Source organism: Streptococcus macacae NCTC 11558, assembly GCF_000187995.2.
Lineage (GTDB): Bacteria > Bacillota > Bacilli > Lactobacillales > Streptococcaceae > Streptococcus > Streptococcus macacae.
Genome location: NZ_AEUW02000001.1, coordinates 171400 through 186298, shown reverse-complemented (window position 1 = coordinate 186298; position 14899 = coordinate 171400). Strand labels below are relative to the sequence as shown.

Below are 14899 nucleotides of genomic sequence, written 5' to 3'. Positions count from 1 at the left end.
ATTAGACCAGCATTACTTATCTTATAATGGAACTAACAGCTTTACTGCACTATTTCTTAATCAAGCGAACTCGGATAATATTATCGCTCGCCTGAAATTTTTCTACCAAGGCATCAATCTTGGCCTCATCTGATTCATCAAGATCAAGAAGAGTATATGCATAGTCACCTTTTGAGCGATTAAGAATATTGTCAATATTAATGCCTAGGTCAGAAACCGCTGTCGAAATCCTAGCTACAATATTAGGAACATTTTTGTTGATTAAAGTAATGCGATAAGGTGCTACCAAGGCTTGATGCATATTCGGGAAATTAACAGAATTTGTAATTTCTCCTGTTTCCATAAAACGACGGATTGTTTTTCCAGCCATAATGGCACAATTGAGCTCAGCTTCCTCGGTAGAACCCCCGACATGAGGAAATACAGTTACGCCCTCTTTATTGAGCAGATCTTTTGTTCCAAAGTCCGTAATATAACGCTTAACAGTACCTGTTTCAAGAGCATCAAAGAGAGCCGCATTATCAACTAGCTCCCCGCGAGCAAAGTTAAGCACTGTTGTCCCCTTATTCATCAAAGAAAAATTATCAGCGTTGAAAATATTTCTTGTATCTTCCGTCAAGGGAACATGAATCGTAATATAATCAGACTGTTCAAAAATGTCTTTTAAGTCATTAACACGCTTAACATGGCTTGAGATATTCCAAGCTGTTTCGATAGATACATAAGGGTCATAGCCAAGGACATTCATACCTAAACGGCGGGCATCATTTGCAATTCGCGCTCCGATTGCACCCAAACCAATAATCCCAAGTGTTTTTCCAGAAATTTCTGTTCCAGCAAATTGCTTCTTACCAGCCTCAATCTGTTTGGGAACATCATCGCCAGTCAGTGTATTAACCCAACGATTAGCTGAAATATAATTACGTGCTGCTAACAAGATAGACGCAAGAACAGCTTCTTTTACAGCATTGGCATTTGCTCCTGGTGTATTGAAAACAACAATCCCCTGAGCAGAAGCCTCTTCAACCGGAATATTATTAGTACCAGCACCAGCACGTGCAATAGCCTTAAGATTTTTAGGAAATTCAAAATCATGCAGATTTTGACTGCGAACGATATAGGCATCTGGATTCTTTGCTAAGTCCCCATCAACCTGAAACTTATTGCCTAGCTCTTTTAGACCAATTTGATTAATATTATTAAATGTTTTTACACTAAATACCATATGATAAATCACTTAAAGGCTAGAAATACTTTTCTAGCTCTCCTTTTCTATTTTTACTTCATAGCAAGAGTGAGTCTGTTTTGTACTATTGATTTTCTTGCTCAAATTTTTTCATAAAATCAATTAAATCAAGTACGCCTTGACGCGGAAAAGCATTGTAAAGACTGGCCCGCATACCGCCTACTGAACGATGGCCTTTGATATTCTTAAAGCCTAAAGCATCAGCTTCAGCAATAAATTTTGCATCCAGATCTTTAGACGGTGTTACAAATGGGATATTGGCAACTGAGCGGTCTGAAGTCTTTTTAACTGGATTAGTATAAAAATCAGATTGATCAATAAAATCATACAGAAGGCTTGATTTCTCACGATTGATTTTTTCCATTTCATCAAGACCGCCAAGTTCTTGAAGCCATTCAAAAACCAGTTTAGCCATATAGATCCCATAAGTAGGCGGAGTATTGTAAAGCGAACCACTATCAGCTTGGATACGATAATCAAGCATACTTGAAAGAACAGGTTCTTTATTTAGCAAATCATCACGAATAATCACAATCGTAACACCAGCAGGGCCAATATTCTTTTGTGCTCCTGCATAAATCAAGCCAAAGTCAGCAACATTATAGCGAACAGCTAAGATATTAGAAGACATATCAGCTACAATAGGCAGACCGTTTGTTTCAGGAAGGTTATAAATAGCAGTCCCTTCAATGGTGTTGTTAGTAGTGATATGAACATAGGCAGCGTCTTTATCAATCTTTGCAGAGTCAACTTGAGGGATATGATCGTAAGCCGTCTCTTCTGATGAAGCCAAAAGGATGGGTTCAAAAGGAATCGTTTGAGATAATTTGACAGCTTCTGTATAAGCTTTTTTACCCCAGGAACCTGCCACAACATAATAAGCTTTACGTCCTTGAGCAAGGTTAAGCGGAAGCATTGAAAACTGCGTCGAAGCGCCGCCTTGCAGAAAAAGTACTTTGTAATTATCAGGAATAGCCATCAAATCACGAAGTAAACTTTCAGCACCCTTAATGATATCATCAAACTCTTTAGATCGATGGGATAATTCCATAACACTCATGCCCGAATGATTATAATCCAATAGCTCAGCTTGTGCCTTCTTTAAAACTGATTTTGGCAAAACAGCAGGTCCAGCAGAAAAATTATAAATCGTCATTTAATACCTCCTTAAAGTAAGTAAATTATATCACAAATTTTCTGAATTTTGTAAGCTTATTTTCTTGAACCTAAAATTTAGAAAACACAGAGACAGAAGAAAATCTTAAATGATATAAAATAAAAATAAACAAGGCCTAATTCCCGCTCTCTAAAGCTATCTCAAAAACCAAGGGCTAATGCCAGATACTTTTTTAGCACTTTTAGAATAAAATTATCGCAAATCTTTTTGGATAAAAATTTTCAATTTAGAGTTAGATTAAGCTAACAGCTCCTGCTTTTGAATGAAGATTTCCTACAAAAAGGGTGACGGCCAGTATAAGCCGCAAAACTATTGTTAAAAAGAGTTAGATAGCATCCCCGCCGCGCTCACCCGTTCGAATTCGAACAACATCTTCAATAGGCGTTATAAAAATTTTCCCATCACCAACTTCTCCTGTTCTCACAGCATTGCAAATTTCCTCAATGACATTTTCAACCGCAGCATCTTGGATAACAATTTCAGCTTTGACCTTAGTCAGTAAAGCAGGAATGACCTTTTTACCACGGACATACTCTGCAAATCCTCTTTGGTTACCATATCCTAAAACTTGGCTAACCGTCATTCCTTTAGCATAACCAGCCTTGGTTAAACTTTCTTTTAAATCTTCTAATTTATCCGTACGGATAATAGCTTCAATTTTTTTCATAAAGCACCTCCTATTATGAATCCATCCCCATAAAGGTAGGGTAAGCTGTCTCTTTGTGTTCACTATCATCAAGGCCAAGAGCTTCTTCTTTTTGACTAACACGAAGCGGCATAAAGTAACTGATGGCTTTAATAATAATGAAGCTTGATACTCCTGTCCAAATAATGGTTAATAAAATACCTATGAGAATTGCTGTCAAAAGATGCGTTGAACCATATAAAAGACCAAAGTTCCCACTTTCTGATGTCAAACCTGGTGTTGTAAAGACTGAGGTTGCCAAACCACCGAATATACCGCCTACCCCGTGGCAGCCAAAAGCATCTAAAGCATCATCATAATCTAGTTTTTGCTTCAAAACAGAAATGGCGAAATAACAAACTGGACTGACTAAAAAACCAATCAGTAAAGAAGAAGCTATTGAAACATAGCCTGCTCCGGGCGTAATAGCTACTAAACCTGCCACAAGTCCTGTTGAAGAACCGACAAGTGAAGGCTTAGCATGGAGCTTTTTTTCAATCAAAATCCAGGAAAGCATTCCAGATGCAGCAGACAGCATGGTTGTCATAAAGGCATGAGTCGCTGATGAATCAGCTGATAAAGCAGAGCCTGCGTTAAACCCTAACCAGCCAAATGCTAGAATAGCTGTCCCTAATAGAACAAAAGGAACATTGTGAGGACGGTAATCTATACGTCCGTAATCTTTTCGTTTTCCAACAACAACGGCTAAAATCAGACCCGTTACGCCAGAAGAGATATGGACAACATCTCCGCCAGCAAAGTCAAGAGCTCCTAATTTTGCAAGCAATCCTCCGCCCCAAACCATATGCGCTAAAGGATAGTAAACCAACAAGAGCCACAAGGGCATAAATATTAGCAAAGGTGTAAAGCGAATACGGCCAACTACTGCACCTATGATAATAGCCAAGGTTATGATTGAAAACATCATTTGAAAGCTTGAAAATGTCATATCCGAAATTTTATTTCCCAAATGAGATGTCGTTTCACTAACACCATTTAAAAAGAGATGGTTTAAATTTCCAAAAAATTTCCCTTGTCCTGAAAAGGAAAGCGAATAACCTATAACAACCCACATGATAATGGCAATTGCTATTGGAGTTACTGACATCATCATTGTAGATATCACATTCTTACGACGTCCCAAGCCACCATAAAAAAATGCTAAACCTGGCGTCATAAAGAAAACCATCGCCGCAGATATCAAAATAAAAGCTGTATTTCCTACATCCATAAAATCAACCTCCTAAATTTTATAAGCTATGTTATAAAACATAACATAATTTTCCAAAAAAAGAAATATAATTTTGCGGAATTTTCTAAAAATTCTGATTTTTTGACATTTCTATGTCAGCTTTTACGTCCCAAAATATAAAAAAGAGCAGCTTTAGCCGCTCAGTCCATGATAAAGATTATAAACCTCTTGTCTGCTGATATGACGCTCTTTGGCAACTTTTTTGATAGCCTGATTAGGTTTTAAGCCTCCTGCAATATAGGCATTAATTCGTTCTTTTATAGAGCTGTCATTTGATGTTACTTCCAAGTCATCGGTCTGCCCGTGAAACCCTTCTACAATAAAAAGACATTCTCCTTTTAGAGGATTTTGAGAAAGATAGTCTAGAAGTTCAGTAATCGTTCCTCTTTGATATTCTTCGTATATCTTGGTCAGCTCACGCACTACAACAGCCTGACGATCCCCATAAACACTTAATAGATTTTCTAAAGTCTTTTTAAGACGATAAGGAGATTCATAAAAAATTTGTGTTTCTGGATAATCTTTCTTCTCCTCAAAAAAAGATTTTTGCTGGCCTGATTTTCGAGGTAAAAAACCATAAAAGGCATAAGGCTGAGGCAGCAAACCGCTGGCAATAAGAGCTGTGATACCAGCAGAAGCACCTGGCAGAGCCACAACAGAGAAATCTTCTTTTACAGCTGCTTCAACCAGGTAATAACCCGGATCTGAAATACTGGGGAGACCCGCATCTGAAACCTGTGCCAATGATTTTCCAGACCTTAGTAAGTCTAATAAATAAGGAATTTTTTCCAAAGCATTGTGCTGATGAAAACTAATTTGTTTTGCGTGAACACTAAAATGCTTTAACAGCAAACCTGTATTTCGAGTGTCCTCAGCGCAGATATAATCAACTTTACTTAGTATCTTCACTGCTCTATAAGTCATATCTTCTAGATTGCCAATAGGAGTAGGCACTAGGTAAAGTTTGCCCAAAGCTCGTTTGTCTTTAAAACTTTTCTGTACTTGCATCTATTTATTCTCTATATAATAATTCCATACAAAAGGCACAGCCCTCATCATTTTCTCGGCGCTGGCCATAAAAAGAAGTGCAAATATGAAAACCATCATCATAAATATTTTCAAGATTTTCTCTTCTGCCAGTCGTCACTTTAGAAACTTTTTCGCTGTCATCTGTTTGCGTCAGATGATCAAGACGTTCTCTTAGCTTATCATTTTCCAGACGATAAGCTGTATTTTGCTCAACCAGATCCTGCACTTGTTTTTTTAAAGCTTCCACTTCAGCTAAGGTCTCCATTAAACTCTGAGAAAAAGTATCAAAAGCATCAAATAATTCTCGTTTATCCATTGACCCTAACCTCCTCCAAAGCATAGGTTAAAAGACTGGGTTTATCGTCAAAATGGACTTTGACAGTCTCTGAAATCACATCAATTCCTGCAATAGTTCCATAACCATTGGCAGTCTCTACACTTTCTCCTAAATCAGGAAATTTTTCTTTGGATATTCGGTAAAAATCATCTTCAAAGCTTAAACAGCACATCAATCTGCCGCAAAGTCCCATTGTTTTATCAGAATGAAGTGATAAATTTTGATTTTTAGCCATTTTAATGGAAACTGGCGGAAATTCTCCTAAAAAACTGGAACAGCAAAGAGCACGGCCGCATGGTCCTAAACCACCATAGACTTTCGTTTCTTCGCGATTATTTAATTGTCTTAATTCAATGCGAGCCTTAAAAAGCCCAGCCAAATCCCTTAAAAGCTGACGAAAATCAACTCGGTGTTCAGCTACAAAAGTAATCAAAACAGGATGACGTTCAAGTGGAAAGATAATATCAATCAGTCTCATATCTAATTGATTTTTTTGAATCAGATGATTAACCTTAGCAAAACTTTCCTTAGCTAAAAGAAGATTTTTCTGATAGCGATCACTATCTGATGGACTTGCAATCCTTAAAATCTTAGGCATGTTTTGTAAACTTGGTAATTTTTCTGCTGACATTGCTATCTTTTCCTGAATAACTTGAGCCAGATAATTTCCTTTTCCTGTTTGAACAACCAAAACGTCACCTTTTTGATAGTTTTGATCAGCGGCAAGATACTGAATATTGCCTAAATCTTTGTATTTGATACCAATTACTTCTATCATTTGATCACCATATACTCCAATGCATTTTGAAAACTAACATTACTAAACCACATATTTCTTGCCTGGTAAACAGCTTCCAAGTAAGATAGAACTTCTTTTTTTTGATAATTTTTTGAAAGAAGATAGGTTAACATATGAAAGACCCATTTTTGTTCAAATTTTTCATTAGCTAGCAGTACTAATTGAGGAATTTCAAGAAAAGCAAGATCTTCATCTTTTACTAAAGCAGCAGCAAAATGTTCGCAAGCTTTTAATAAATCAAGCAGTTTTGCATTATCTCCAAAACTATCTGCCTGTTCTGGATCTTTAGCCAAATCAGCTAAAATTTCTGCCTGTGATTTTAGCAGTCCTTTCAACTCTAATTGATTGACCAAATAAGCTGTATTCTTAGGAAAATGAAAAATCTGGGTTCTGCTTCTTATGGTTGGCAGAATATTGCTTTCATCCTGGGTCAAAAGAATTATATAAGAATCACTTTGAGGCTCTTCAATAAATTTTAACAAGCTATTTGCCGCATTAATATGCAGCCTATCCGCATCGCGAATAATAAATACTTGAGTTTTCCCTTCAAAACCTGAGCTTGAAAATTCACGCAAGAGACTGCGGACAGTTTCGGTTTTTATCGTTTGCCCAATTGGTTCAATAACCTTAACATCTGAAAAGTCATTTCCTGCAATTAGCCGGCAGGTTCTGCAGACTCCGCAGGGCAGGCCTTCTTTTTTTTCTTGACAGAAACGGCTTTGCGCTAATAAAACAGCCATATTAAAACTAGCAAAATCCCCTGCGAAAAGATAAGCATGGCTCAGTCTATTTGACTGTAAGATTTGTTTAAATTCCTGCAGGATTTTTGGCTGCAGCCTTTCTAAATCCATATACATTCTTATGTCTGCTTTTCTAAATACTTTTGCTGAATAACAGCCATTGCATCAGCTACAACTTTATCAAGCGGCTGAGCAGCATCAATGGTGACAATCCGCTCAGGATTTTCTTGAGCTAGTTTTAAATAGCCTGCGCGCACACGTTTATGCAAATCAAGTTTTTCCAAATCCAAACGATTGACTTCACGCTCTTTATTTTGCTCGATCCTTTGTAAACCTGTTTCAGAATCAACATCCAAATAAAGTGTTAAATCTGGATATAAGCCATCTGTCACATAAGTATTTAACCAGGAAACAGCTTGCCTATCTAAACCTCTGCCGTACCCTTGATAAGCTACTGAACTATCAACAAAACGATCTACTATTACAAAATTTCCCTGGTCAAACTCTGGCAAAATACGTTCCACCAGATGCTGACGGCGCGCAGCAATATAAAGCAGCAATTCTGTTTTATCATCCATATTCGTATGTTCAACATCAAGGATAATATCACGAATACGCTCAGCAATAGCCACCCCGCCCGGCTCTCGCGTCGCAACCACCTTACTTGAGACAAAACGCTTCAGCTGCGGCAATATTTTTTCAAGAACTGTCGTCTTACCTGCACCGTCAGGACCTTCCAGAGAAAGAAGAAAACCCTTATTTACTGTCTTTGTTTTTTTCATCATTACCTTTATTTTACCAAAATTATGATAAAAAAGACACTGCTAATGACTTTAGCAGCGTTTAATCTTTAAATGATTTCCTTTCTTTGGGTTTCTGCAATAGATCTTACTTCAAAACCTTGTTCTTCCAATTTTTGCTGAAGTTTTTTAGCATCGCATTTACCGCTTAATTGAATTTCAATCCTTACTTTTCCTGACTTACGGTCTGCTACAAGAATTCTTCGAATATTGAGGCTTTCTGTTGAAATAGCCTTAATAATCTGTTCTAAAATCCCTATCTTGTCATCAACAATAATCGTTAAGCGCATACCTTCCTGACCGTAGCCAGAGACTTCCAGAAAGGCTTTAAAGATATCTTTATCCGTAATAATACCAGAAATCTGCTCTTCATCAACAACAGGAAGAACACCGATTTTATGATTCATCATCAAATAAATGGCATCCTCCAAATGAGCATCTTTTGAAATAGTAATCACATCATGAATCATGACATCACGAATTTTTGTCTTATTTAAAAGATAGTTCATTTCATAGATAGAAAGGCTTGTTGCTTTAGAAGGCGTTGCTTCTGCGATTGTTCCTTCTGTTACAAGACCTACCAGTTTATCATTTTCTATAACGGGAAGTCTGCGCAGCCTTTTCTCCCGCATAATATCTGTTGCTTTTGCAACCGTTGTATCTGGAGAAACATAGACAACTTTTTTAGACATAAAATCCTTAACCGGCATCTCTTAAACCTTCTTTCCTTTTACCCTAATTATCATATTTAATCCTTTTTGACAGTCGTTTAAACCAATCAGCTGATATGAAAAATGAAATAGTGCGTGTATCTTTCTTCTCAGAACCAATCAACTATTTCATTTCACTAAATATTAACCGCCTAAATAAGCCTTACGGACTTCATCTGAAGCCAGAAGTTCCTCTCCTGTACCAGAAAGCACCACTTTACCCGTTTCAAGAACATAACCGCGGTTAGCGATTGACAAAGCTTTTTGAGCATTTTGTTCAATCAAAAGTACAGTTGTCCCTTGCTTTTGAATATCTTGAATAATATCAAAAATTTCTTGAATAAAGATCGGTGCCAATCCCATAGAAGGCTCATCCAGCAAGAGCAATTTAGGCTGGCTCATAAGAGCCCGTCCCATTGCCAACATCTGCTGTTCTCCTCCAGAAAGCGTTGCAGCATCCTGATTTTTACGTTCTTCTAAACGTGGAAAACGTTCAAAAACTCTCTTTAAGTTAGCTTTATTTTCGTCACGATTATTATTAAGAAAAGCACCCATTTCCAAATTTTCCAGAACAGTTAAACCTGAAAAAACATGACGGCCTTCTGGCACCTGAGATAAACCTGAAGCAACAATCTTACGGCTGGCTATTTTTTGAATCTCACTGCCAAGAAATTCTATTTTGCCTGAACTAGGACGTACCAAGCCTGAAATAGTGCGAAGGATAGATGTCTTACCAGCTCCATTTGCTCCAATCAAAGATACAACTTCCCCTTCATTGACCTCAAAAGAGACATCCTTCACTGCCTGGATAATACCATAATGAACAGACAAATTTTCAACATTTAACATACTCACTAGGCTTCACCTCCTAAATAGGCTTCAATAACGCGTTTATTATTCTTTATTTCAGCTGGGGTTCCTTGTGCGATCAAACGGCCATATTCCAAAACATAGATACGCTCTGTAACATCCATGACAAGACTCATATCATGTTCAATCAGCATAATCGTAATTTGAAACTCTTCTTTAATCTGGCGGATTAGATCGGTTAACTCAGCTGTTTCCTGAGGATTCATCCCTGCTGCTGGCTCATCTAGAAAAAGAATTTTAGGTTCCGTTGCAAGAGCACGAACAATTTCTAAACGGCGCTGCTGTCCATAAGGAAGATTTTTCGCTAATGTTTCAGCTTTTTCATCAAGTTTAAAAATCCTTAAAAGCTCTAGTGCTCTAGCACGCAATTCCTTTTCACTGGCATAAAACTTGGGTAAACGCAACAGGCTTGAGAACAAGTGCGGTTGGCGTGTATTCCCCAGACCGACCAAAACATTTTCAAGGACAGTCATATTTTTAAAGAGACGGATATTTTGAAAAGTACGGGATAAACCTAAAGAAGCAATCTTATAAGGTTCCTTACCATTTAATAGTGTCCCATTTAGCGTTACACTTCCTTCACTTGGTTCATAAACACCTGTTAAAAGATTGAAGAGAGTTGTCTTTCCAGCTCCATTAGGACCTATAAGTCCCACCAACTCACCTTCTTGAAGCTCCATTGTGACATCTCCGACAGCAGTTAAACCACCGAAATTTTTTGTTAAATTTTTTACATCAAGAAGTGCCATTACCTGTCGCCCTCCTTAGCTTTTTTAGCAAATAATTTGGAAAAGCTGAATTCCCAAGTCCCTAACAAACCGCTTGGCCTAAAGACCATCACAAGAATAAGGGCTAAAGAATAAATAATCATACGAATATCTGATACATTCTGCAAGAACATATTAAGAATACCTAAAACAACTGCAGCAACAATCGTACCAGTTACAGAGCCAAGTCCTCCCAGAACAGCAACGATAAGAAAATCAATTGACTTCATGATCGTAAAGTCTTTTGGAGCAACTGTCCCAATATAACCAACATAAAGTGAGCCTGCAATACTTGAAATAACAGCAGCAAACATAAAAGTGAGCACTTTAATTTTAGTAATGTTAACTCCCATAGATTCTGCGGCTATTTCATCTTCACGAACTGCAAGCACCTCTCTTCCGATCGGACTTCTTAAATAATTAAGAACTAATATCGTAATGACCACCACAAAAATGAAAACTACCGGCCAAGTAGTGTATTTAAGAATCCCCATAATACCTCTAGAGCCATTTGTCAGCTTACCGCCATTCTCAATGAGTTTTCTAATAATTTCTGCAACACCAAGAGTTGCAATAGCCAAATAATCTCCTTTTAAACGAAGGGTTGGGATACCAACGACTAGTGCTACAATGGCCGCAAGGAACATACCCAGTAAAACAGATAGATAAAAGCCAGCATAAGTTGGATTTTGGGTGGTTAAAATAGCTGTTGTATAGGCTCCAATAGCCATAAATCCAGCTTGTCCAAGCGAAAGCTGGCCCGAAAAACCAAGGACTAGGTTAGTGCCAAGTGCCATAATAATACTAATACCAATCCCCATCAGAATTTGAGTATAATAAATATCAATAATACCAGTATTAATAAGTCCTAAAAGGAGGAGGAATACGACAAGGACTAAGGCAAACCAACTAGTATTTGCTTTTAGATTATTTTTCATTGCTTATACCTTCTCTTTCACATTTTTTCCTAGAATACCAGCTGGTCTCACTAAAAGAATAATGATGAGCACAGCATAAACAACAGCATCCTTGTAGCTTGCCAGTCCAATGGAAACAGAAAAAGTTTCCAAAAGTCCAATCAAAAAGCCGCCGACTGCCGCACCTGGAATAATACCAATACCGCCTAAAACAGCAGCAACAAAGGCCTTAATACCAGGAATCATCCCCATTAGCGGATCAACAGAATTATAATAAAGTCCAATCAAAACCCCGCCTGCTCCTGCAAGTGCAGAACCTAGAGCAAACGTAAAACTGATAGTACTATTAACATTAATCCCCATTAATTGAGCGGCATCACTATCAACCGAAACGGCACGCATAGCCTTACCCATTTTAGTTTTCTTGACAATAAACTGCAAAGCAAGCATTAATAAGATAGAAATACCCAAAATGATCAGCTGAATATTAGTGATGCTGACAGGGCCTAAATTATATTTAATCGTTTTAAGTGTTTGCGGAAATGGATATTTATTGGCACCCACAAGTCGGACCATACCATATTCAAGAAAGAAAGACACACCGATTGCAGTAATTAAGGCCGCAATCCGCGTTGAATTTCTCAAAGGTCTATAAGCAAGGAATTCAATAACTACCCCTAAGATAGCTGTCAAAACCATGGTCAGCACAAGTGCCACAAAAAAGTTAAGATGATATTGTGTAATGAGGAAATACCCTATAAAAGCACCCATCATATAAATATCCCCATGGGCAAAATTAATTAATTTAATGATTCCATAAACCATGGTGTAACCTAAAGCCAAAAGCGCATAAACGCTTCCTAAGATCAGACCATTTATCAGTTGTTGGAGCATATATCTACCAGACTTTCTATAAATAATGAAGGTGGGATAAAAACAAGATCAGCCTAATGTTCCTTTTCCTTAAAGTAAAGTTGAGGGTGGGATAAAAATCCAGCCTCATTTAAAAACATTAGCTGACCAAGCAATTGGGACTAAGATATACCGGATATATCAGCTTTAGTCTTAATCTTTAGCAGTTCACTAGATATTTTAGCGCTAATGAATCACTGCTGATTGAAATTTTCATATCATAGTTCTAGCTTAAACCTTTCAAGTCCAGCGGACTGTGAAAGTATCCCTTGTCAAGCAAATGATAATGAGTTTTCTAATGAATGTGTCAAGGGTGGGACAACAACAATTTCTGCGAAATTCATGATTTTGTTCTGCTCCCTAATCGTGTAAAATAAACAAATACAATTAGTATTAAAACTTATACAAAACATTTTATACTCAATGAAAAGCAAACTAGGAAGCTAGCCGCAGGCAGTACTTAGCCTACGGTAAGGTGACACTAATGCAGTTTGAAGAGACTTTCAAAGAGTATTAAACGTCTAAGTGCTGCTGCGTCTTGTTGACTGATTAGAAAATATTAGTGAGGCTAGGACTTTGTCCCAGCCTCCTATTCTTTCAGACTTATTTATACTACTTTGCTTCAACAGCAGTTGCTGTAGCTTCTTTACCGTCTTTAAGTCCAACCATAACAGCAGATTTAACAGGATTATGCTTCTTATCGATCGTCATTTTTCCTGTCACACCTTCAAAGTTTTTCAATTTAGCTAAGTTACCAGCAATATCTTTTGATGTCTTTGCACCCTTAGCAGAATCAGCAATCATATAAACAGAATCATAAGCAAGAGCCGCAAACATATTTGGCTCATCTCCGTACTTAGCCTTATAATCTTTCAAGAATTTATCAGCCTTCTTAGTCAGACTAACCTTAGTAGAATAGCCTGATACATAGTAAACATTATTAGTATTTGCTGCACCGGCACCTTCAATATATTTAGCATCATTGAAGCCATCAGGCCCTAAAATTGGCTGATTAAGTCCCATATCACGCGCTTGCTTTGTTATCAGCCCTGTTTCAGTATAGTAGCCTGGCATAACAATGGCATCAAAGTCTTTATTTTTGAATTTTGTCAGAGCTGCCTGAAAATCTTGATCTTTCGCTTGGAAGGTATCTTCAACAGTAATTTTGCCCTTATAAGCCTTTTTAAATGAATCAGCAATACCTTGAGCATAGTCACTCGATTTATCATAATAAAGGGCTACTTTTTTAGCCTTCAAAGTATCTGTCGCATACTTTGCAATAATCTTACCCTGAAAACTATCTTGGAAAGTAGTTCGGTAAATATACTCTTGTACCTTACCTTTTGAATAGGTCAGACTGTCTTGAGTACCAGAAGGTGTGACAAGAGGTACTGCCGCATCATTCGCATTTGGGCTGGCTGCTGCTGTGGCACCTGATGTTGCCGGTCCTAAGATGGCATTAACTTTGCTTTGGGTTGCAAGGTTAGTTGAAATAGTTGACACTTCACCATTATCAGATTTATTATCTTTAGAAACAACCTTCAGTTTCTTGCCGCCAATACCGCCTGACTTATTGATTTCTGCAACTGCCAAATCAGCTCCCTTCTTTTCAGCCTGACCATAAGCAGCTACATCTCCAGATAATTCAAGATTATAACCAATTTTAATGGTATCACCGATTTTATTTCCAGCGGCATTTGAAGAGCCGCTTGGTGCTGTACAAGCTGTTAGGACAGCTGCGCTGACAAAAGAAAGTGCTGCTAAAGCTATTTTTTTCTTCATCTTTTTCTCCTTACTGTTTTCGTAAAAGTCATTCAACAATAAGAATACTGAATTATCTGAAAATTGTCAAGATGTATAACTTCTTTTTTCCACTATTTTATCTAACGTGTTAAGTTTCCCACAAAGTTTTGATCAATATCATCTAAATAAGACGGCAGTACTTCTTTGACAAACTTGAGATGCTTTATTTCATTGATCACTTCTTCACTTTGTTCTTGATTCAGATAGATAATTAAATAGCGCATGCGCCGTGAATGGTAAAGAATCTCACCGTATTTATTCAATTTCCTAGCATCTCTATTGTAGTAAAGGTAAACAGCCAGTCCCAATCGTTTTTGAGTTTTCATTATATTCTTATCTTTCCTTAATATTATTGCCGCGTCCCTTTTTATGCAGCGGTTTATGCGGAGCAAGAGGCAATCCAGTATCTACAAAAATATCAGGTGAAACTGAGCAAGCAATTTCTTGGGTCAATTCAGCTAAGGTTTCTTGCAGCTCAACTTCTGCTCTTCGCATTCTGACTACTTTATCATTGATATCCAATTGCCTTTTTTGGGCTAAAAGTTCTTTTCTCAGCTGTCTGACTTCTGGTCGAAACTTGATAAAAGCTTTCTGTTGGGTGTACTCCTCATTCATCTTTTGAAAAAGCGCAATTTCTTTTTGGAGGGAATCATCAGCTAAAAAAGCTTTCTGAGCTTGTCTATAATGAGAAACAACTTCTAAATCTAAGAAGGCTTCTGCTAACTCTTCAATAGCAGTTTCAATCTCTAAAAAATGATTATCAATATGTAGCATAAAATTATTATACCAAAAAATGACTGCTTTTTTTCTGCTCAAACCTTTACTGACTTTTCTAAACAGTTACATTTATACTGA

At 37.4% G+C, this 14899-nt stretch carries 16 protein-coding genes and 2 pseudogenes; all 18 read right to left on the bottom strand.

From position 1 onward, the window contains the following. Window positions 1-49: 49 nt before the first annotated feature. Window positions 50-1225 (bottom strand): phosphoglycerate dehydrogenase, encoded by a 1176-nt coding sequence (locus STRMA_RS00995; protein ID WP_003082471.1) that lies wholly within the window; start codon window positions 1223-1225, stop codon window positions 50-52. 85 nt (window positions 1226-1310) lie between these two features. Then, complete coding sequence (gene serC / locus STRMA_RS00990) at window positions 1311-2402, bottom strand: 3-phosphoserine/phosphohydroxythreonine transaminase (protein WP_003080171.1); 1092 nt, start codon at window positions 2400-2402, stop codon at window positions 1311-1313. Between the two features lie 346 nt (window positions 2403-2748). Next, window positions 2749-3090 carry a P-II family nitrogen regulator gene (locus tag STRMA_RS00985; RefSeq protein ID WP_003080928.1) on the bottom strand — a complete coding sequence of 114 codons (342 nt, stop codon included), beginning with the start codon at window positions 3088-3090 and terminating at the stop codon, window positions 2749-2751. A 13-nt stretch (window positions 3091-3103) separates the two neighbouring features. Continuing rightward, window positions 3104-4339 carry an ammonium transporter gene (locus STRMA_RS00980; protein WP_003078709.1) on the bottom strand — a complete coding sequence of 412 codons (1236 nt, stop codon included), beginning with the start codon at window positions 4337-4339 and terminating at the stop codon, window positions 3104-3106. A 153-nt stretch (window positions 4340-4492) separates the two neighbouring features. After that, a pseudogene (locus STRMA_RS10040) lies at window positions 4493-4588 on the bottom strand (16S rRNA (cytidine(1402)-2'-O)-methyltransferase); the annotation flags it as partial. After that, window positions 4568-5284 (bottom strand): annotated as a pseudogene (gene rsmI / locus STRMA_RS00975) (16S rRNA (cytidine(1402)-2'-O)-methyltransferase); the annotation flags it as partial. The pseudogenes STRMA_RS10040 and rsmI, both read right to left, overlap by 21 nt. Window positions 5285-5372: 88 nt before the next feature. Next, a complete protein-coding gene (gene yabA, locus STRMA_RS00970; RefSeq protein ID WP_003080042.1) occupies window positions 5373-5705 on the bottom strand; it encodes a DNA replication initiation control protein YabA in 333 nt (110 codons plus the stop codon). After that, window positions 5698-6504: a regulatory iron-sulfur-containing complex subunit RicT gene (gene ricT, locus STRMA_RS00965; RefSeq protein WP_003078829.1), complete on the bottom strand. Its 807-nt coding sequence runs from the start codon at window positions 6502-6504 to the stop codon at window positions 5698-5700. Before ricT ends, yabA begins: the two co-directional genes overlap by 8 nt. Beyond that, entirely contained in the window at window positions 6501-7376 is an 876-nt protein-coding gene (locus STRMA_RS00960; RefSeq protein ID WP_040841693.1) for a DNA polymerase III subunit delta', read from the bottom strand. The genes ricT and STRMA_RS00960 overlap by 4 nt, the downstream gene beginning before the upstream one ends. Window positions 7377-7384: 8 nt before the next feature. Next, a complete protein-coding gene (tmk, locus tag STRMA_RS00955) occupies window positions 7385-8050 on the bottom strand; it encodes a dTMP kinase (RefSeq protein ID WP_003081828.1) in 666 nt (221 codons plus the stop codon). Window positions 8051-8115: 65 nt separating this feature from the next. After that, window positions 8116-8775, bottom strand: a complete 660-nt coding sequence (locus tag STRMA_RS00950; RefSeq protein WP_003079323.1) for a CBS domain-containing protein — start codon at window positions 8773-8775, stop codon at window positions 8116-8118. A gap of 144 nt (window positions 8776-8919) precedes the next feature. After that, window positions 8920-9630, bottom strand: coding sequence for an ABC transporter ATP-binding protein (locus STRMA_RS00945; RefSeq protein WP_003081151.1), 711 nt, complete (start codon window positions 9628-9630; stop codon window positions 8920-8922). Then, on the bottom strand, window positions 9630-10394 hold the full coding sequence (locus tag STRMA_RS00940) for an ABC transporter ATP-binding protein (protein ID WP_003082305.1): 765 nt from the start codon (window positions 10392-10394) through the stop codon (window positions 9630-9632). Before STRMA_RS00940 ends, STRMA_RS00945 begins: the two co-directional genes overlap by 1 nt. After that, window positions 10394-11350 carry a branched-chain amino acid ABC transporter permease gene (locus tag STRMA_RS00935; RefSeq protein WP_003080474.1) on the bottom strand — a complete coding sequence of 319 codons (957 nt, stop codon included), beginning with the start codon at window positions 11348-11350 and terminating at the stop codon, window positions 10394-10396. The genes STRMA_RS00940 and STRMA_RS00935 overlap by 1 nt, the downstream gene beginning before the upstream one ends. A gap of 3 nt (window positions 11351-11353) precedes the next feature. Continuing rightward, window positions 11354-12223 (bottom strand): branched-chain amino acid ABC transporter permease, encoded by an 870-nt coding sequence (locus STRMA_RS00930; RefSeq protein WP_003081940.1) that lies wholly within the window; start codon window positions 12221-12223, stop codon window positions 11354-11356. Window positions 12224-12853: 630 nt separating this feature from the next. After that, window positions 12854-14023 (bottom strand): ABC transporter substrate-binding protein, encoded by a 1170-nt coding sequence (locus tag STRMA_RS00925; protein WP_003079991.1) that lies wholly within the window; start codon window positions 14021-14023, stop codon window positions 12854-12856. 101 nt (window positions 14024-14124) lie between these two features. Further along, on the bottom strand, window positions 14125-14370 hold the full coding sequence (locus STRMA_RS00920) for a DUF2129 domain-containing protein (protein ID WP_003078477.1): 246 nt from the start codon (window positions 14368-14370) through the stop codon (window positions 14125-14127). A 7-nt stretch (window positions 14371-14377) separates the two neighbouring features. Then, window positions 14378-14818 carry a YlbF/YmcA family competence regulator gene (locus STRMA_RS00915; RefSeq protein WP_040841689.1) on the bottom strand — a complete coding sequence of 147 codons (441 nt, stop codon included), beginning with the start codon at window positions 14816-14818 and terminating at the stop codon, window positions 14378-14380. Window positions 14819-14899: the final 81 nt, after the last annotated feature.